The 18,976-nt window shown below is 64.5% G+C and carries 17 protein-coding genes; 4 read left to right on the top strand and 13 right to left on the bottom strand.

Translation table 11 applies throughout. The features are described 5' to 3' along the window. Positions 1-68 precede the first annotated feature (68 nt). Entirely contained in the window at positions 69-1,859 is a 1,791-nt protein-coding gene (locus ACZYZE_RS08205) for an NAD(P)-binding domain-containing protein (RefSeq protein WP_463907270.1), read from the bottom strand. Positions 1,860-2,064: 205 nt separating this feature from the next. On the opposite strand from ACZYZE_RS08205, the gene ACZYZE_RS08200 reads away from it, so the two are divergent. After that, positions 2,065-3,402, top strand: coding sequence for a GAF domain-containing protein (locus tag ACZYZE_RS08200; RefSeq protein WP_463907269.1), 1,338 nt, complete (start codon positions 2,065-2,067; stop codon positions 3,400-3,402). 60 nt (positions 3,403-3,462) lie between these two features. On the opposite strand, the gene ACZYZE_RS08195 is transcribed toward ACZYZE_RS08200, so the two are convergent. The 3 genes from ACZYZE_RS08195 to ACZYZE_RS08185 all read right to left on the bottom strand — a co-directional run bounded on the left by ACZYZE_RS08195 (position 3,463) and on the right by ACZYZE_RS08185 (position 5,909). Next, positions 3,463-4,380, bottom strand: a complete 918-nt coding sequence (locus tag ACZYZE_RS08195; protein WP_463907268.1) for a hypothetical protein — start codon at positions 4,378-4,380, stop codon at positions 3,463-3,465. Between the two features lie 3 nt (positions 4,381-4,383). Continuing rightward, entirely contained in the window at positions 4,384-5,046 is a 663-nt protein-coding gene (locus ACZYZE_RS08190) for a DUF6318 family protein (RefSeq protein ID WP_463907267.1), read from the bottom strand. A 221-nt stretch (positions 5,047-5,267) separates the two neighbouring features. After that, positions 5,268-5,909: a type IV secretion system protein gene (locus ACZYZE_RS08185; protein WP_463907266.1), complete on the bottom strand. Its 642-nt coding sequence runs from the start codon at positions 5,907-5,909 to the stop codon at positions 5,268-5,270. Positions 5,910-6,185: 276 nt separating this feature from the next. Between ACZYZE_RS08185 and ACZYZE_RS08180 the strand changes: the two genes are divergently transcribed. Both ACZYZE_RS08180 and ACZYZE_RS08175 read left to right on the top strand, forming a co-directional pair. Beyond that, complete coding sequence (locus ACZYZE_RS08180) at positions 6,186-6,620, top strand: pyridoxamine 5'-phosphate oxidase family protein (RefSeq protein ID WP_459318869.1); 435 nt, start codon at positions 6,186-6,188, stop codon at positions 6,618-6,620. Positions 6,621-6,648: 28 nt separating this feature from the next. Beyond that, on the top strand, positions 6,649-7,098 hold the full coding sequence (locus ACZYZE_RS08175; protein WP_463907265.1) for a very short patch repair endonuclease: 450 nt from the start codon (positions 6,649-6,651) through the stop codon (positions 7,096-7,098). On the opposite strand, the gene ACZYZE_RS08170 is transcribed toward ACZYZE_RS08175, so the two are convergent. Beyond that, positions 7,095-7,643: a TetR/AcrR family transcriptional regulator gene (locus tag ACZYZE_RS08170; RefSeq protein ID WP_463907264.1), complete on the bottom strand. Its 549-nt coding sequence runs from the start codon at positions 7,641-7,643 to the stop codon at positions 7,095-7,097. The genes ACZYZE_RS08175 and ACZYZE_RS08170 overlap by 4 nt on opposite strands. A gap of 246 nt (positions 7,644-7,889) precedes the next feature. On the opposite strand from ACZYZE_RS08170, the gene ACZYZE_RS08165 reads away from it, so the two are divergent. After that, on the top strand, positions 7,890-8,186 hold the full coding sequence (locus ACZYZE_RS08165) for a hypothetical protein (RefSeq protein WP_459318866.1): 297 nt from the start codon (positions 7,890-7,892) through the stop codon (positions 8,184-8,186). A 22-nt stretch (positions 8,187-8,208) separates the two neighbouring features. Here the strand turns inward: ACZYZE_RS08165 and ACZYZE_RS08160 are convergent, their stop codons facing one another. The 8 genes from ACZYZE_RS08160 to ACZYZE_RS08125 all read right to left on the bottom strand — a co-directional run bounded on the left by ACZYZE_RS08160 (position 8,209) and on the right by ACZYZE_RS08125 (position 18,875). Further along, the gene (locus ACZYZE_RS08160) at positions 8,209-9,405 is read right to left on the bottom strand and encodes a 5-methylcytosine restriction system specificity protein McrC (protein WP_463907371.1); all 1,197 of its coding nucleotides are present in this window, start codon (positions 9,403-9,405) and stop codon (positions 8,209-8,211) included. Between the two features lie 70 nt (positions 9,406-9,475). Then, the gene (locus tag ACZYZE_RS08155) at positions 9,476-11,707 is read right to left on the bottom strand and encodes an McrB family protein (protein ID WP_463907263.1); all 2,232 of its coding nucleotides are present in this window, start codon (positions 11,705-11,707) and stop codon (positions 9,476-9,478) included. Between the two features lie 170 nt (positions 11,708-11,877). Next, positions 11,878-12,132 carry a hypothetical protein gene (locus tag ACZYZE_RS08150; RefSeq protein ID WP_459318864.1) on the bottom strand — a complete coding sequence of 85 codons (255 nt, stop codon included), beginning with the start codon at positions 12,130-12,132 and terminating at the stop codon, positions 11,878-11,880. A gap of 78 nt (positions 12,133-12,210) precedes the next feature. After that, positions 12,211-12,669, bottom strand: coding sequence for an acyl-CoA thioesterase (locus ACZYZE_RS08145; RefSeq protein WP_463907370.1), 459 nt, complete (start codon positions 12,667-12,669; stop codon positions 12,211-12,213). Between the two features lie 53 nt (positions 12,670-12,722). Further along, positions 12,723-14,654: an ABC transporter ATP-binding protein gene (locus ACZYZE_RS08140; RefSeq protein ID WP_463907369.1), complete on the bottom strand. Its 1,932-nt coding sequence runs from the start codon at positions 14,652-14,654 to the stop codon at positions 12,723-12,725. 95 nt (positions 14,655-14,749) lie between these two features. Next, positions 14,750-16,483, bottom strand: coding sequence for an ABC transporter ATP-binding protein (locus ACZYZE_RS08135; RefSeq protein ID WP_463907262.1), 1,734 nt, complete (start codon positions 16,481-16,483; stop codon positions 14,750-14,752). A 195-nt stretch (positions 16,484-16,678) separates the two neighbouring features. Beyond that, on the bottom strand, positions 16,679-18,385 hold the full coding sequence (locus tag ACZYZE_RS08130) for an MFS transporter (RefSeq protein ID WP_463907261.1): 1,707 nt from the start codon (positions 18,383-18,385) through the stop codon (positions 16,679-16,681). Positions 18,386-18,395: 10 nt separating this feature from the next. Continuing rightward, positions 18,396-18,875, bottom strand: a complete 480-nt coding sequence (locus ACZYZE_RS08125) for a MarR family winged helix-turn-helix transcriptional regulator (protein WP_463907260.1) — start codon at positions 18,873-18,875, stop codon at positions 18,396-18,398. Positions 18,876-18,976 lie beyond the last annotated feature (101 nt).

Below are 18,976 nucleotides of genomic sequence, written 5' to 3'. Positions count from 1 at the left end.
TTGGAATCCTTTGGGTTGGGCCACGGCTGGGCCATGTCGGTACAGCCGTGGCCTGATCTGGGTCGTTATCAGCGCGTGTGGTGCGTCGGCTGAGCCTCGAAGACCGGAGTCGGCAGCCCTTCCATCCTGGCCTTGAGCTGCAGCGCCAGATAGTTGGAGTAGTGGCGGCTCTGGTGCAGATTGCCCCCGTGAATCCAAAGCCTTTCCACGTTCGTGGGCTTCCACATATTGCGCAGTTCTCCCTCCCATGGACCCGGATCTTTGGGAGTGTCCGATCCATAACCCCAGCATTTGCCGACGGCGTCGGCCACCTCGGGTGAGACCAGGTCCGACAGCCAGCCGTTCATCGACCCATAGCCGGTCGCGTAAATGATGACGTCGGCGTCCAGCTCCGTTCCGTTGGCCAGCACCACGGCGTTGCCGGTAATTTTGCCGACCTCGCCGTTGGCGAGCTTGACCCGGCCGTCGATGATCAGCTGCGAGGCGCCGACGTCGATGTAGTAGCCGGAGCCACGCCTCAGGTACTTGAGGAAAAGACCGGAGCCGTCCACGCCGAAGTCCAGGTCGAAACCGGCGGCCTCCAGCTGGGAGTAGAACTCCGCGTCCCGCTCTGCCATCTCCGCATAGACGGGGATCTGGGCTTCGGGCAGAATCCGGTATGGCAACGAGGCAAACAGCAGATCGGCTTTTTCGGTGGTGACGCCGTTGGCCAGCGCCTTCTCCGAGTACAGATCGCCAAGCGCAAGATCCATGAGGGATTCACTGCGGGCAATGTGAGTGGAGGACCGCTGGACCATGGTGACGTCGGCGCCATGCTCCCAGAGATCGGCACAGATATCGTGCGCCGAATTATTGGAGCCGATGACCACCGCCTTCTTCCCTGCCCAGTCTCCGCCGCCCGGGTGCTTGGACGAGTGGTACTGCTCCCCCAGGAAGGACCCGGCGCCGTCGAACGCGGGGACGCTGGGGTAGCCCGAAACGCCCAAGGCGAAGACGAGCTGTTTGGGGCGCAGGGTGACCGGTTCGCCGTCGCGCACTACCTCAACCACCCACTCCTGCGAGGATTCGTCGAAGCGGGCGCTGGTGCACTCGGTGCTGGACCAGTAGTTCAGTTCCATGATCCGCGTGTAGTGCTCCAGCCAGTCGCCGATCTTGTCCTTGGCCGCGAAAACGGGCCAGTCGTCAGGGAATTTGATGTACGGCAGGTGGTCATACCAGACCGGGTCGTGGAGGTGCAGGGACTTGTAGCGGTTGCGCCAGGAGTCACCGGGGCGGTCATTCTTTTCGATGATGATGGTGGGCACACCGAGCCGACGCAACCGCGCGCCCAGCCCGATCCCGCCCTGGCCGCCGCCGATGATGACGGTGTAGGGCTGGTCTTCGTAGCCGAGCCGGGCTTCCTGCTCAACCTTCAGCTCCAACCACGATTTGCGGCCCTTGGTGATCTCGTGCGCGACCCCCTTCTCCCGGTTGGCGCCCTTCTTTTCCTCGAAGCCCTTGAGTTCCTGCATGGTGGTAAGCAGGGTCCAGCACTTGCCGTTCCGAAGGCGCAGATGGGCGTAACCCCGGGCCTGGGCGGTCTCGAAATTCACCCACGCCTCACTATTGGCGGCATCCCCGGTGGCGTCCTCGGCGAGGGTCCAGTTGCTTGGCCGCACGTCGTCAAGGGTCGCATCGAGCATCCGTCGGATGTCTTCTTTGCCCTCAAGGGTCTTGAGGTTCCAGGTGAAAGAGACGAAGTCGCGCCAGTACGAATCGTCGTCGAATAGCTCAAGGGTGGCGTCCATGTTGTGGCTGCGCAGCGCCTCATCGAACTGCGCCAACCAGGCCCGGACGACGCCGTTTGGTGTCTCAGACATGTTTCCTCTTTCCGTTGCTAACTGTGGGCCGCTCCCGTTGCATGGCGTTCAGGCCATGCAGTGACCCGCATCACAAGTAAAGGTCGCGGGGGGTTACAATCGGGTTACACGGAGCTCTCACGTTGTTGGCCGGCGCTTGCGCTGGTCGAGGATTGACGGGAGCGAACCGAATGCGACGATTCGAGGGCGAGTTGGGAGACTGAGCATGCGACAGGGCACTAGCTCCATCACGCCGCTCTCAGACCTCAGGTTTTCTGCGCCGGCAGAATACGCCCGAACGCTCCGGGACGCGCACGAGTCCACAATTTCCGGCACCCCGAATCCGCACCTATCGCCGTCACTGGCCAAGTCCTGGCAGCGTTCCCTCGCGTCGGGCATCAATCCGGACCAGCACCGCCCGGTCCACCGGCACGAAGTTTCCGAGGCTCGCTCGCTCAGTGCAGGCCATCGGCTGGCCGCCGTGATGCCCGCCCTGTCGCACCTGCTTGCCGATGAGACTGCGACCGGGCGCCACCTGCTGATCGTCACGGATCATGAGGGCGAGGTGCTGTGGCGCATCGGCAGCAAACAGGCATTGAAACTCGCGGATTCGCTGGAATTCGTGGAAGGAGCCGATTGGTCCGAATCCGGCGTCGGCACCAACGCCATCAGCGAAGCCTTGGTGACCGGCGCCCCGGCTCAACTCTTCTCAGCCGAACACCTCGTGCGGACCCATCACGATTGGGCCTGCACCGCATCTCCGATTCGTGACCCTTTGACGGGCGAAGTCATCGGCGTCCTGGACGTTTCCGGCCCATTCGAATCCGTCACGCCGGACAGTCTACGGCTGGTGCGGTGTGGGGTGCGGCTTGCAGAGGAGCTGCTGAAATCGACTGCGCCTCCCGACGGCCGCATCTGGCGTCGTGGGCAGCCGCTACGACGTGACGACCGGACACCGCGCGACGGCGGCGCCCAGTCTCAGCTGACGCTGCGGCTCCTTGGAGACGCACCGTCGGCGGCGATCGACGGCGGCGCCCTTCGTCCAATTACACTGCGCCGCGCCGAGATCCTGGCCCTGCTGGCGTCTCGTGCCCAGGGGTGGAGCGCCGATGAGCTCGCCTACGAGATCCACGGCGACGAGGGCACCGGCGCGACAATCCGGACGGAGATGCACCGAATACGAAGCACCGTGGGCAACGTGGTCGAAGCGAACCCCTACCGTTTCTCTTCCGCCGTCAGAGTCGTTACGGATGCCTCGGATGTGGCGGGCCATTTGCGGGAGGGCCGGGTTGGCGAGGCGTTTGCAGCCTATCCGGCGAAACTGCTCAACCGTTCGCTGAACCTTTCCATCGGTTTTATGCGCGATGAGCTCAACGTAGCCGTCGGTGCGTCCGTTCGCGCCAGCGGGGACGCCCGGTTGATCCTGCAATGGTGCACCAGCGACATGGGCTCCTCCGACACGGAGGCGGCGGCCGCTGCGGCGAAGCTGATCGGGCCCTTTGATCCAAGAGTTCAGCTGGTGAGCGCGCGGATGGAGCGGGTGGACCGCGAGCTGCGAGCCTAGCCACAAACTCCGGCTCCTTCGTCATCTGGGACTTCCCGGCCGCAGACCACCGACTCAACACTAGGCCGGGGGCGGCGCGACGCCGGGACAGCCTTGACCTTGAGGGTTCCGGAGGCAATCGTCAGCGTAGTTCCGGGTAATCGACCGCCAGACGCTGACGGTCTGCGGCGGCGAGCTGAATGTTCCCTGGCCCGGAATGGGCAGCGGCGGACCGCCGTTGACGGAGTAGGTGCCCTGGAAATGGGTCGTCAGGACCGCAGAGAAGTCCCCGGTCTGAGTGTAGACATGGCTGGTCGCCGTCTTTTCGCCCCAACGATCCGGTGGCAGAGGGCCACCGGCCGCTGTCTGGGGGCCGGCTGAGGCGCCGTCACCGTAGCTCCAGGTGTACTGCACCGGCTTGGCGACGACGGCAACACTCTGACCGAGCATTTCGACGGTGAACGCCTGCTCGGATGCCTCAGCATAGAAGTTCGTCTCGGCACCTATCAGGGTGTGGGGGCTAGGCTGCATGACAGACTCGCCTGGCCTGACAGGCAATTGCTGGAATTTCGTTTGTATCTGGGCAGCGATCTTGCCCAGGACATCGTCGGGATCTTCTAGATAGACGCAACGGTCTGGGGCGATACGGCTCCAAATCGGTGGCAAGAATACTCGGAGTGAAGAGAACCATCGGACAGGTCGTCCAGCCTCACCTTGATCACACCTCACAGCCGATGCCAAGCATGCGATATCGAAATTGTTATTGCCTTCATCGAGGCACAGATACTCGAACTTGTAGACATTGGGGTCCTCTGCCACCATCCCTGGAGTGTCGACCCACACGCCCGCCCCGGCGTCAAAGCGCCAGATACCGAGGCCGGACTTCGTCCACGAAACTTCCGAATCGTCGGCGACTGCAATTGTGGGTGTAGCGACCAGCGTTGCCCCGATCAAAACGATCCCGATCGCCAGTCGCGACAAGGTTCGCTTGAGATTCATGGCCTAGCCGCCGAGCCGGTCGACGTTCTGAACGGTCCAGTTTCCCTTTTCATATCGCGCCACCAACAAGTCACCCAACATCCCAGATTCCGAAACTGTCTGAGCGTCCGTGCCATCCGCATTTTTCAGCCACCCGACTCTTTGCTGCGACTGAATGGCAACCTGAAAGTCGCCCTCATCGGTGCGGACAAATGTCGACTGAACGGCATGTACATTTACGGTGGCTCCGACTATCCATCGTCCTTCAGAGTTCCACTTTTCGATGCCCGGAAACACTTTCCCACAGAGGGCGCATGCCGAACTCGAAATAGCCCCGATACGCGATAGGTCACCCGTTTCATACCCGTAGTTGAGGAGCTGATACCAGTACCTCGCGAAGGCCTCGAGCCCTTCCTTCGTCTCCGCCTTAGCCGCCTCCGGCAGTTCCGGCACCGGGACGTTCTGGGCTTTTCCTGAGGCATCGGCCGGTTTGTAGCTGGCCGTGGGTGTGGGTGTGGCGCTGGGACTCGCCGACGTCGCCGCCGATGGTCTAGATGACTCTGGGGCAGCCGTCGCCCCAGGCGTTGTTCCGCCGCCGCTGCAGGCAGTGACCAGCAGCAGGGACGAAGCAAGGAAGACGCCGGCGAAAGCGCGCCAGCGGCCGGCGATCGAACTGCGAGATGTCATGGTCAGCTATTCCCCCCGATAGAAAATCAAGACGCCTAAAACCAACAATGAACTAAGAGTAACCGACGTCACATTTTAGACGTCAAGGTTATCCACAGGCTCCAGATTCACCCGCAACAGCAATGGCAGCAGGACGCCTCCGGCGGGAATGCCCGCACAGATGCGCCCTGCCGCCGCCGCCCCGGTAGTCGCCGTCGCTGGCCGGCAGCCGGTAGTGCCGGTTACTTCTTCTTGCCGGCGCCCAGTCCCGAGCCGCTGCAGGAAGCCATGGCGCCCTGACCTGCACCGGAGTTCTTCGAGATGGAGACACCGTCGAAGATGATCTCGCAGCCGACAGTGGCCGCGGCGTTGGCGTAGTCCCCTGTCACCACCAGGGAGAGGAAGTCCGAGTTTTTCACGGTCTGGTCCTTCTTCCACTCCGCAGCGATGTCCTCGGTGGAAGTTCCGCCGCTGGTCCAGTAACTGACCGAGGCCTTGCCGTTTGTGGTTACAACGAATTCCACCCTGTGCTCCGAATTCAGTGCCTGATCGGCCGAGGAAACCGCCGCAGACAGGACCGCCATCCAGATCGCCGCAATGACAATGCTGAGAATGCCCAGGACCAGCCCGGCCACGACCGTTCCCTTCTTGGCGAACTTGCGGGTGGCGCCGATGATGCCGAAGAGGACGGCCAACGGTCCCAGGACAAAGGCCACGGCGCCCATAACGGGGATGAAGGAGAAAACGACAGCCACGATGCCGAGCACGAGCGCGGCAACGCCCCAGCCGTTGCCGCGCGGAGCAGGCGCTGAGACCACGGGCTGCTCGGGAGCCGTAGCGGTTGCCGCGGCGGGCGGAGTGCCCTGTGAATTGAAAGTAGTCATAATTACCCCATGTTGATGGCCAGGCATGCGCCTGGCGATGCGAGTGTCCGATCCCTGGCGCCCCCAATAGACACGCAGGGTCATCGATTTCTTGCGACGGAATGCCCGGAGGCGCCCGCCGCTGGATACCGATGAAATGCGAACAACATCAGGGTATGAAGGGGTGCCGACAATTTAGCGCCCCTCTTTCGGGCGCGAAGCAAATACAGTCGACGCACGCCGACTTTCCCCCGTAAGCCACTGGCGCTTTTCTACACGGGCCAGAACAATGAAGCCATGATGTTCGAACACGCAGACGACAATCCCATTCTCAACCTCGACGAAGAGCAGATCTGGAAAGTGATTGAGGGCACCAAACACGGCAGGCTCGTGGTCACTGTGGCCGGAGAACCCGATATTTTCCCGGTGAACTACGCGGTGAGCGACAGGAAGCTCTACCTCCGTACGGCGCCCGGCAACAAACTCGCCCAGCTGACCATCAACTCCAAGGTGCTCTTCGAAACGGACGGCATCCTGTCCGACGAGGCCTGGTCCGTGGTCCTCCGCGGCACCGCCCGGGTGCTGGACCAGTCCGCCGACATCGCAGCCGCTGAGGCCCTGGGGCTCAAGCCCTGGGTACCGACGTTGAAGGACTACTACGTCGAGATCGAGCCGACCTCCACGACCGGCCGTCACTTCAAGTTCGGCGAACATCCCGAGCGCGAGATCTAGCCCCATCTGGCCCGCCTAGAATTAAACCATGGCGGACAAGCTGTCGCCGGAGCGGCGCAGTTGGAACATGTCCCGTATCCGGGGGAAGAACACAAAGCCGGAGTTGCTGGTTCGACGGCTATTGCATGCCAAGGGCTACCGGTACCGGCTGCACGGCACCGCGCGTGGCGGACGGCTCCCCGGCAACCCGGATCTGGTGTTCGCGGGCCGCCACAAAGTCATCTTCGTCAACGGCTGCTTCTGGCACTTCCACGATTGCCGCGTCGGGCAACACGCACCCAAATCCAACGTCGAATTCTGGGAATCCAAGCGGACCCGCACCAGGAACCGCGACGCCGACCAGCGCCGTCAGCTGGAAAGCGCAGGCTGGGAGGTCCTCACCGTCTGGGAATGCGAACTGAGGGACCGGTCGGCGCTGGAGCAGCAGTTGGACGCATTCCTTCGGGCGCGGGCAGCTGACCCCACCCCGGGAAACTAGCCCCGGTGGTGGTCGATCAGCCAGCCGGCCATTTGGCGGGCACGGCCGGCCGCGGCAAGGTCTCCCTCGGCGGCGGAGACAATCGAACCCTTCATGAGGATGTGCCAGGAGCGGGAGAAATTCGCCGGATCGCGAAGGCCTGCCTCTTGGGCAAGCTGCTGCACGTGGCCGCGGATCCTCGCGAGGTAGTCGATGCTGGCCCGGCCGAGCGGGTGGTCGGCCCCCATCTCGAGCAGGATATTGACGAACGAGCAGGCCTCGAAATCCTCGCGTGCGAACCAGTCGGCGAACACATCGAAGATCGCCAGCAGCTGCTCCTGGGGGGTGTCTCCCCTGAGCCGGGCCTCGGAGATGATCATGTCTACGGTCCACTGCTGATCCCGGCGTTCCAAGAAGGCCAGGACCAGCTCGTCCTTTGATGCGAAATGCCGGTAGAAGGTTGCCTTCGCCACGCCGGAGCGGCTGATCAATTCGTTGACCCCGACGCCGCGGACTCCCCGCCGGGAAAACAATTCGTAGGCAACCGCGAGAATCCGCTCCCGCACGCCTGGACCCGGCACGCCTGGCGCAGCACCTGGCGCAGACCGGCCGGCCACGGCAGGGCGCTCGCCGTCAGCCACGGTAAGCGGCGGGGACGTTGCAGCTCCGGAATTCGTTGAAAGAGACATCAAAAATATCTTAGCCCAAAGACAAGACAGAGTGGTCTGTCTCGGGTAGAATTCCAATTCGGGGACTTGGACTCTGATTGGTCCAGATTTACTCGTATAACTACACCTACGGGAGAGCGCCAGATGCCGCACTTGCTGATGTCGAATGAGTCGCTGAGAACCTCAGCATCACGGCCAAGATCATCGCCAGTTTCCCGAATCCAGAATTTCCGGCGCTCCGCTGAAGTCGATCCTGATCTCGAACCCTTGCGTCAGCAGGTGGGCGCGATCATTGATGCGATTCTCGCTGACACCAAGCCCGAAGAGGCGGAGGTGCGAGAAAAACTTCGTTGGCATGTCGCGGATAACCCGGGCAAGCCGGAGAAGGCGCTCCTGAGTCACCTGCTGTCGATGCCGGTCCGTCAGGACGCATCAGCCTAGTTCCGCCGGCGGCCGGTCATGCTCAGCGGCCACTGCCGGCCTGACGCACCACTTCGCCCCAGGACTGCTGCGCGAGGTCAGCCACGGAAGCGAGGATTTCCGACGGCGGCCGGGACAGGTCCAGCGGGAACTCCACGATGTCGATATCGGTGTTGAGGATCCGACGCAGCTTGATTTCTCCTGCGCCCGGGTAGATCAGCCACGCCGTCGGTACCCGAAGCGAGGTGCAGTAGGCCAGCATCCGGTAGTGGTCCGCCGTAGGTGACGCCCCGACGTCGGCCGCGGCCTGATACCTGGCGTCGTAGACCATCACCGGCCGCCCGCCGAGCAAATGGACCGCGCCGGGTTGCACAACGATCCGGTCCGAGTCACGGACGGCCTCGTTGAACAGGGCGCTGTACCGCAGCCGCATCTCACCCGGGTAGGTTTCCATGGCTTCCCGCAGCGCCGTCCCGACAAAGTCCTCAAAAACTTTGGACATGTCCACCACAAACGACGCCGACTGTTGCCTGCCGTCGCCCGCCTCCGCCGAGGCATTGCGCAGGATCACTTCGGCGAGCCGGAGGGCAGCGTGGTAGCGGGTGTTCATCCGGTTGGCACGCCACACCGGCAGCGGGGCGCCGGACTGCAGGCGGGTCACGGCAGCGAGCTTGCCTTTGAGCTGGCGCAGGCGGCTGAGTACTTCCGGGCGCACCCCCGGGACCCGGGACATCCGTTCCAGCGCGGCCCGCAGGATGCGGTTCTCGGCGATGTCCTCGGTGAACTCGTCGTAGGACACCTCGAGCGGCACCAGCATGCCGGGCCGGCGGGAGATCTGGTCCGAGATTCGGATCCGGCCCTTGACCGTCCGCAGCGATTCGTCCACGGTGAGGTAGCCCTGCAGCACCCCGCGGCTGAACGCACGGTCCGCGAGCTGCGCCAGCGACTCGGCGAGCGCGCTCCACAGCTCCGGCTCCTCGACGGCGGCGACGGAATCCTCGCGGAATCCCTGATCCCCCGCGTAGCCGAGCAGGAACAGCAGCCGGCCGAGGTTGAGCCGCTCCTTCGGTCGCACCTCAAGCTGGACCGTCGGGGTGCGCACCGAGCCGACCTTCCCCACCGGTTCAATCCGGTACAGGCCCATGCCCATTGGCGAAGCCCTGGCCAGACCGCTGCCGTTGACGTACGCGGCGCTGCCCGGATCGAGCCGCTCCACAACACCGACCGAGAGCTCGTCCAGGACGATCCGCCGGACCGGCGAGGCGTCAAGCCCGGGCTGCGTGGCCCGTACCGGCGCGACGGCCGCCGGGCTAGACGCGCGCAAGGCGGGCGAGCAGTTGGTCCAGCCCGAACCGCTCCTCCAGCTGGGCCCGGTTGAGCTGACCGTGGTAGTGCTCCTCGAGCAGCGGCATCAGCTCGTACTTCCAGATCCGGCGCAACCCCTTCGGCGTCTGGGCGGACGGTTTCATGAAGTACGACGGTCCGATCATCAGGTCCCGGTCCCACTCGTCGATCGCGTCGTTGAGCGCGTCCATCAGGAAGGCCGGCGTCGTATCCAGGTCCCGGGCCTGCAGGAACCGCAACAGCGAGCCCTTCACCGGCTCGGTCTTCGGGTGCAGCTCAATGAAGGAGAAGCGGCGGCGGATGGCGGCATCCATCATCGCGATGGAGCGGTCCGCGGTGTTCATGGTGCCGATGATGTACAGGTTGTCCGGCAGCGTGAACGGCTCGTTGGGGCTGTACTGCAGGTAGATCCGGTCATCGCGGTATTCGAGCAGGAAGTAGAGCTCGCCGAAGACCTTCGCGAGGTTCGCCCGGTTCATCTCATCGATGATCAGGAAGTACGGCTTGCTCTCATTGCCGGGCTTGGCAGCCTCTTCGGCAATCCGGCGCAGCGGCCCGGCGACGAGCTTGAAGGACACCTGCCCCTCCTCCGTCTTGTCGGGACGGAAGCCCTCGAAGAAGTCCTCGTAAGCGTAGGAGGGGTGGAACTGCACGAGCTTCACGCGTTCGTCCGTGGGGTCGCCGGCCAACTGGGCGGCCAGGTGCTTGGCGAGGTACGTCTTGCCTGTTCCGGGTGGTCCGTAAAGCACCAGCTGGCGGTTCTCCTCCAGCAGTTCGGCGATTTCCTGCAGCGGCTCCAGGTCCATGTGCAGGGACGCCGCGAACTCCGGTGTCAGCGGGCGGAATCCTTCGCAGACCGGTTCGACGACGGCGTTCGGCTCGGCGCCGTCGCCGGGCTCGGCTTCCGCCTCGGCCGGCAGGAGCGCCTCCAGCGCCTGGATGACGCGGGTGACGTCCACGATGATGCCGGAGGTGGCGAGCTGCCGCTGCACGTGCCGGGGCAGCTCGGTCATGTCATGGGTTTCGTCGAACCAGCGGACCTTTCGGCGCAGCCGCCGGTTGTCCCCGTGGTGCCCGGGCTCACCGAGGACCACGCCCACCCGGACGGATCCGGAGTTCTGGTACAGGGTCAGGTCGCCGGGCTTCATCACGGTCAGGAACGCGAAGACGGCGGTTTTGGTGTCCTCGCGTTCCACGTAGCCGAGGTGCTTGTAATCCTCATCCACGGCACGCTGGACCAGCCCGGCGGTGACGCCGGGGTCGAGCAGGCGCAGGTGCTCGACGTCGAGCGTCACCGCCTCGCCGGCTTGCCAGACTGTGAGCAACTCGGCGTTGTCGTGGTGGGTGCGCAGGAGCCAGGCCCGGCGGCCGGGGTCGCCCACCTTCCGCCATTGGCTCACGAGTTGCCGGGAGTACCAGTCGATGCGCTGTCCGGCCTGCTCGTCCAGGTGCAGCCGGATCCGGTGGATGTCCGCGGAGATTTCCTCGTCGCTGTCGCCCTTGGCGCCGCCCACGAGGGAGGCAAAGGCATCCCGGATTTCCTGGCGTTCAACGTCGGCCACCACGGGTTCGAAGTAGCTGGGCCAGACCAGGAATTCGATGCTCCGGCGGATGGCCGGCTGGTCGCCGGGAGTACCGGCAACCAGTTGGTGGAACGCCAGCGGATCCTTGACCGCGGCGGCCACGGTGCCGCCGGGCCGCTGGGCGACGTGCTGCACAAAACGGCAGAGCCATTTCAGGTGGTCCCAGATGGTCCAGTTGAACTCCGCGGTGCGGTCCCGGATGACTCCGTGGTCCGTCATACCCGCGTACAGCTCGCCGGGAAGTTCCAGCGGCGGCTCCAGCCAGGATGCCGCCTCGGCCACACGCGCGCGCTTGACCTTGAGCGATTTCACCTCGTGCGCCAGCGGCAGTGACTGGAGGAACAACAGCTCGACGGCCAACTGCTTGGCACCCCGAGTGGCATCCCCCAGGTTCTGCCGGAGGTTGGTCATCATGGGCGCCTTGGAATCGGGAACCCCGCGCTCGAGGCGTTCCAGCAACTCCGCGGCAGCCTGGACCGTCCACGTCTTGGTGCGGCCGTCCAGAGCCGACGGTTTTCCGTGCAGTCCCGGCCCCAAGACAAACCACGCCGCGTCTTCGATCTCCTTGGAGATGCCGAGGGCGCGGTGCATGGCAGGCTTTTGGGTTGGGGTCATACCTTCAATTTACAGGCTTAAGCTGGACGCCCGCATCATCGGGGGCTTTAGAGTTACTGCGCAGTAGATTTTGCCTGGATCCGGGACTGAATCCCCGGCGGCGGCCGTGGCGCGGCTGTCTGCCGGCTCTTTGCCCGCTCTTTGCCCGCCGTCCGGCCGCAATCCGGCGGCTATTTGCCGGCCGGCGGCCTGATGATTCCGAACGTGAAGTAGCTGACCGGGCCGATGAAGTTGGCCAGGGTGGCCATCCGCCACATCGCCTTGCTGCCGCGGATCTGCGCGGCCGGGCGGCGCGAGATATCCCGCTGCGCCGCGACCAGGAGCGAGAGCTGAACCACCGCCGCCGCGACGGTGCCGAACTTCGCCATCGGTGAGAGTTCCTTCCAGCTCTTCTTCTTCGCGTTCTTCTTGCTCTTGTTCACCATGATCTGTGCTCCTTACTTCGCGGGGCCATGTGTTCCGGGTGGTTCATTCTAGGGCTGGCCAGTGCACCGAGGTAGAGGCTAGGGGACCGGGTTGGTCAACTCTGCGGCCGGGACCGGGTGGACCGCCATGAACGGCGAGAGCCTGTCCTTCTGCTCCGCGGTCAGCCGCAACACCCGCCCGGTGGCCTCCTCCACAAAGGCCAGGTGGCTCGTGGCCCGGACGCAGTCCTCCCGGGTCACCGGGTCCTGCACGAGGTAGTGAATGTCGAAGCTGGCACCTTTCACCGCGCCAATCCACAGCACCACGACCGCCGGTATATTGCGGTACTCGAGCGTTTTGACGTAGCGGATCCTATGCTCCACCACGAGCGCCAGGACGCCTGCCGGGATTTCGTTGAAGAGCGGCACCGGTGGCTCGCTTCCGGGCATCCCGGAGCCGCGGGGCGGGCCGAACGCCGCTATGCGGGCTTCCTCCAGGATCCGGACAATCTGCACGTTGTTGATGTGGCCGTAGGCGTCCATGTCGCCCCAGCGCATCGGGACCTGCACCTCGATGCGCCGTGCGTCTGAACCGGCCGGGCCGGCGGCGCTCAGCTGTGCACCGCCGTCGCATCATTTTCGAGCACATCGTCTGCGTCCTCGCCGGCGAACTGGGACATGTACAGGCGGTAGTACGCGCCCTTCAGCTCCAGCAGTTCGGCGTGCCGGCCCTGCTCCACGATGCGGCCATCTTCCATCACCAGGATGGTGTCGGCGTCGCGGATGGTGGAGAGGCGGTGGGCGATCACGAAGCTCGTTCGCTCGGTGCGCAGCGCCGCCATGGCTTTCTGGACCAGCACCTCCGTGCGGGTGTCCACCGAGCTGGTCGCCTCGTCCAGGATCAGCAGCGAGGGGTTCGCCACGAAGGCCCGGGCGATGGTGATCAGCTGCTTCTCGCCGGCGCTGACGTTGTTGCCTTCCTCATCGATGATCGTGTTGTACCCGTCCGGGAGCGCCCGGACGAAGCGGTCCACGAATGTGGCCTTCGCCGCCTCCATCACGTGCTCCTCGGTGGCGTCCAGCTTGCCGTACCGGATGTTGTCGTAGATGGTGCCGCCGAACAGCCAGGCGTCCTGCAGGACCATGCCGATCTTGGCACGCAGCTCCGCACGGCTTAATTGGGTGACGTCCACGCCGTCGAGCGTAATGCTGCCGCCGCTGAGTTCATAGAAACGCATCACGAGGTTCACCAGGGTGGTCTTGCCGGCCCCGGTGGGGCCGACGATCGCCACGGTATGCCCGGGCTCGGCAGTGAAGGACAGGTCCTCGATCAGCGGTTTGTCCGGGGTATAGCTGAAGGTGACGTGCCGGAAATCGACGTGCCCGTCAGTCTTGGCCGGCAGTTGCTCGGTGGCGGTCTCGGCGTCCTGTTCCTCGGCGTCGAGGAACTCGAACACCCGCTCCGCGGAGGCGACGCCGGACTGAAGCATGTTCGCCATGCCCGCCATCTGTCCCAGCGGCTGGGTGAATTCGCGGGAGTACTGGATGAATGCGGTGGCGTCGCCCAGGCTCATGCTGCCGGAGGCGACGCGCAGCCCGCCGACGACGGCGATCCCCACGTAGCTGAGGTAGGACACGAATTGCATGACCGGCATGATCATGCCGGAGACGAACTGCGCCCCGAAGCTGGCCTTGTAGAGCGCCTCGTTCCGTTCGTCGAAGCGGGCCAGCATATCGGCGTCGCGGCCGAACACGCGGACCAGGTCGTGCCCGGAGAAGGACTCCTCGATCTGGCCGTTGAGCTCCCCTGTGTTCTTCCACTGGGACGCGAAAAGCTTCTGGCTGCGGGAACCTATGATGCCGGCGGCCACCGCCGAGAGCGGCAACGCCACCAGGGCGATCAGGGCCAGCTGCCAGGACACGATGAACATCATGATCACGATGCCGATGACCGTCAGCGCGGAGTTCACCAGCTGGGCGAAGGCCTGCTGCAGTGCCTGCTGGATGTTGTCCACATCGTTGGTGACGCGGGACAGGATGTCCCCGCGTTGGCGGGTGTCAAAGTAGTTCAGCGGGAGCTTGTTCAGCTTCTTCTCGGTGTCATCGCGCAGCGTGCGGACCACCCGCATGACCAGCACGTTGAGCACATAGCCCTGTAGCCACAGGAAGATGTTGGCGACGAAGTACATCACCAGCACCACGCTGATGAGGTAGGCGAGCTTCTGGAAGTCAACGCCCACGCCGGGGATGAGATCCATCCTGGAAAGCATGTCCGCGAAGTTGTTCTCGCCCTGGGCGCGCAGTCCTTCGACGAACTGATCCTTGCTGGCCCCGGCAGGAAGCTGCTTGCCCACCACCCCCGCGAAGATCACGTCCATCGCCTGGCCGAGGATCCGGGGCGCAATGACGTTGAGGACGACGGCGACCGTCACCATCGCCAGCACGGCGGTGATGCCGGCCCGCTCGGGCTTCAGCAGGCCCATCAGCCGTTTCGCGGAGGGCCAGAAGTGCTGGGCTTTCTTGGCCGGCAGATCACCGAACATGCCACCGTCGGCCTCGCCTGGAGTGTATTCCTCTTCGAAGAAATCGTCGTCGGGAGCCGCATCCGGGGTCCGGGGGGCGGTCTTCTCGTTGGTGCTCACGCCACTGCCTCCGAGGTCAGCTGGGATTCAACAATTTCCTGGTAGGTGCCGGAACTCGCCAGGAGTTCCTCGTGGGTGCCGCGGTCCACGATCCGGCCGTTGTCGAGGACCAGGATCTGGTCGGCGTCGGCGATGGTGGAGATGCGCTGGCCGACGATGATCACCGTGGCATCGGCGGTCTTGGCCTTGAGCGCGCGGCGGAGCCTGGCGTCCGTGGCGACGTCGAGGGCCGAGAAGGAGTCGTCGAAGAGGTAGACCTTGGGCTCGGTGACGAGCGCCCGGGCGATACACAGCCGCTGGCGCTGGCCGCCGGAAACGTTGGTGCCGCCCTGGGCGATCCGTGCGCCCAGCCCGTTGTTCTTCTCACGGACGAAGTCCGCGGCCTGGGCGACGGTCAGCGCGTCCCAGAGTTCCTCGTCCGTCGCCTCCGGCTTGCCGAAGCGCAGGTTGTGCTCGATGGTTCCGGAGAACAGGTAGGGCCGCTGCGGGACCATGGCAACGCGCTGTGTGATCTCGGCCCGGTCCAGGTTGGTGACGGGGACGCCGTCGAGCAGCACTTCCCCCGAGTCTGCGTCGTAGAGGCGCGGCAGCAGGGACAGCAGACTGGTCTTGCCAGCGCCGGTGGAACCGATGATCGCCACAGTCTGGCCGGGTTCGGCTGTGAAACTGATGTTGCTCAGCACCGGCAGCTCGGCGCCCGGATAGGCGAAGGACACATTCCGGAACTCCACCCGGCCGGCCTTTTGTGCCGGGGCCACCGGGGTGACGGGCTCATGGATGGAGGGTTCGACGTCGAGCACCTCACCAATGCGGTCCGCGCAGACCGAGGCGCGCGGGATCATCATGGCCATGAACGTGCCCATCATCACGGCCATGAGGATCTGCAGGAGGTACTGCAGGAACGCCGTCAGGGAGCCGACCTGCATCTCCCCGGCATCGACCCGCTGGCCGCCGAACCACAGCACGGCGGCGGTGGAGACGTGCAGGATCATGCCGATGGCGGGGAACATCAGCACGAACAGTGCGCCGATCTTCAGCGAGACGTCGGTGAGTTCCTTGTTCGCGGCGCCGAAGCGTTCCGCCTCGTGCGGCTCGCGCACGAAGGCACGGACCACACGGATGCCGATGATCTGCTCGCGGAGGATCCCGTTGAGCCGGTCGATCTTCTTCTGCATGGAACGGAAGAGCGGCATCAGCCGGACCACGAGATAGCCCACCACCACCACGAGCACCGGCACTGAAACCCAGACCAGCCAGGACAGGCTGAGATCCTCGCGGAGGGCCATAAAGATGCCGCCGATGCACATGATGGGCGTGGCCACCATGAAGTTCAGGCCCATCAGCATGAGCATCTGCACCTGCTGGACATCGTTGGTGCCGCGCGTGATCAGAGTGGGGGCGCCAAAGACGTTGACGTCCTTCGCGGAGAAGCTGGTGACCTTGCGGAACACCCCGCGGCGCAGGTCGCGGCCGAACGCCATCGCGGCCTTGGACCCGTAGTAGACACCGGCGATGGCGGTGGCAACCTGGATCAGGGAGACGCCGAGCATCAGGACGCCGGTCCGCCAGATGTAGTCGGTGTCGCCGCGCGAGACGCCCTCGTCGATGATTTGCGCGTTGAGGCTGGGGAGGTAGAGGGCCGCAATGGTGGAGGCCAACTGGAAGACGATGACTGCCGAAATGTATGGCAGATACGGCTTGGAATAGCGCCGCATGAGGGTGACAAGCATGCCCACGAGTCCTTAGGAAATACCGAATAAATGAGGCTGGAGAGAAAACAGCGAGGCAACATCAACGAGATGCTCCCAGTAGTAGCAGAGGGGGCTGACAGCCGTAGCTTTCCAACACTACGAAATCCCCCGTCCGCGGGGAACATCGGACACCAAATATCATCCAAACGGGGTAGGTTCGCCGGCGGCCGGCCGCTACCGGGAGCGGTGCCGGCTTTCGCGCTGCCGGCCGAGCACCTCGACAAATTCCCTGTCGAGATCCACGATTCCGGTAGCTGCCCCGGGGCCGGCAGAATACCCAACTGCCGTCGGGGCGCCAGCGGTGGCCGGGTCACCGGCGTCGTTGTTCCCCGTCTTGGCCGGCTGGATATCCACGGTGCGCCGCAACGGCTGTTCCTTGATGAAGAGGACGGCAACGAGGGCCACAATGCCGATGGCTGCCGAGATCATGAAGATCTGGGCCGTCGCATCACCGTAGGCTGCCCGCATGATCTCGCGGACCGGCGCCGGCATGTCCCTGAGGTCCATGCTGGCGCCGGCCGATCCGCCCGTCATGGGGATCCCGGCGGCGGCGAGCCCTTCGGCAGCGAGGTCCTTGACCCGGTTGCCCAGGACTGCGCCCAGTACCGAGACACCGATGGCGCCGCCGACGGAGCGGAAGAATGCCACGGAAGCGCTGGCGGTGCCGATGTCGCCCGCCCGGACCGTGTTCTGCACCACCAGAACGAGGTTCTGCATGAGCAGGCCCAGGCCGAGGCCGAGGATCGCGGTGTAGAGGCCCGTGAGCCAGAGGTCAGTGGTGTGATCGATGGTGCCGGCGAGGCCGAGGCCGCCGATCAGCAGGATGGCGCCGGCGATCAGGTAGCGCTTCCACTTGCCGGTGCGGCTGATCAGCAGCCCGGAGACGACCGAACCGATCAGGTTGCCGGCGATCATCGGCAGGGTCAGCAGTCCGGCCTCGGTGGGGCTGGCGCCGCGGGCGACCTGGAAATACTGGCCCAGGAACGTGGAGGAACCGAACATGCCGACGCCGACGGCGACCGAGGCGAGGATGGCCAGGGCCGTGGTGCGCTCGGAGATGAGCTTCAGCGGAATGATGGGCTGCGCCACGCGTGATTCGACGAACACGAGCAGGGCCAGGAGCACCACGCCGCCGCCGACCATCGCGACGCTTTGCCAGGACCACCAGTCGTAGTAGTCCGGATTGCCGGCGAAGGAGACCCAGATCAGCAGCAGGCTGACGCCGGAGGTCAGCAGGATGGATCCGAGCCAGTCGATCTTTGCCGGGCGCCTGACATGCGGCAGTTTCAGCGTGAGCTGCAGCAGGATGAGGGCGATGACGGCGAGCGGGACGCAGACGAAGAACGTCCAGCGCCAGCCCAGCGGGCTGTCGACGATGAAACCGCCGAGCAAAGGCCCGCCGGCAGTGCCCACGGCCATGACCGCACCCATGTAGCCGGAGTACCTGCCCCTGTCACGCGGAGGGATCATCGAGCCCATGATGGCCATGGCCAGCGCGGTAAGTCCGCCCATGGCGATGCCCTGGATCACGCGGGCCGTCAGCAGCAGCGGGATCGTCTCGGACAGGCCCGCCATCACGGAGCCGGCCACGAAGATCACGATGCTGAGCTGGACGAGGAACTTCTTATTGAAGAGGTCGGCGAGCTTGCCCCAGATCGGCGTTGTTGCGGCGTTGGCCAGCAGGGCCGCCGTGATGACCCAGGCGAAGTCCGTCTGGGTGCCCTTGAGCTCGGACATGATGGTCGGCAGCGCGTTGGCAACAATGGTGCTGCTGATGATCGCGGTGAAGAAGGCTGCCAGCAGCCCGGTCAGGGCCTCCATAATTTGGCGGTGAGTCATCGCCGCCGGCGGTGCGGGGGGCATTTCTGCGGTTTCTGCCATGGGGCGCTCCTCAAACAATTTCGGTCGTGTGGGTGGATCCGGCCGTCGTTGCCCGGGCTGAAGTCCTGAGGGACTCAGCAAGTTTCTTCAGGGTGTTCGTTGTCTCGTCGACGTCCTGATCGCTCCAGTCCTGCAGGAACTCCTGCAGCGTGGCGGTGCGCTGATCCTCGATGCAGCGGAGCTTCTCGATTCCGGACGGCGACAGCGCCACCAGCTGTGCGCGCCCGTCCAGGGGATCTGGCCGGCGGACCAGATAGCCCTGCTCTTCAAGTTCGGCGATGTGCCGGCTCATGACCGGGGCACTGACGCCGAGCCGCTCGGCAAGGTGCGTGGCGCGCGACTCGCCCTCCCCCACGAAACGCAGGACACCCTGAAGCGCAACCCCGGTGTCCTGTCCACGCAGATTGACCGCCGCGACGCAACGAACCGCGCGCTGGAGATCGAAGATCTGGTAAACGAGTTTGGCTGCGGTGCTCGGCTCAACTGCCACGGACTCCCCTTTTGCTTGCCCTAGGCAACAATATACGCCAATATGGTTACTTTGGGAAACTAACGCTCCTGGCGCGGTTCCGGGAGGCCCGGCTTAAACGC

The organism is Pseudarthrobacter woesei (assembly GCF_055412745.1).
The sequence above is the reverse complement of the archived record's forward strand: the minus strand, read 5'-3'. Positions and strand labels throughout refer to the sequence as shown.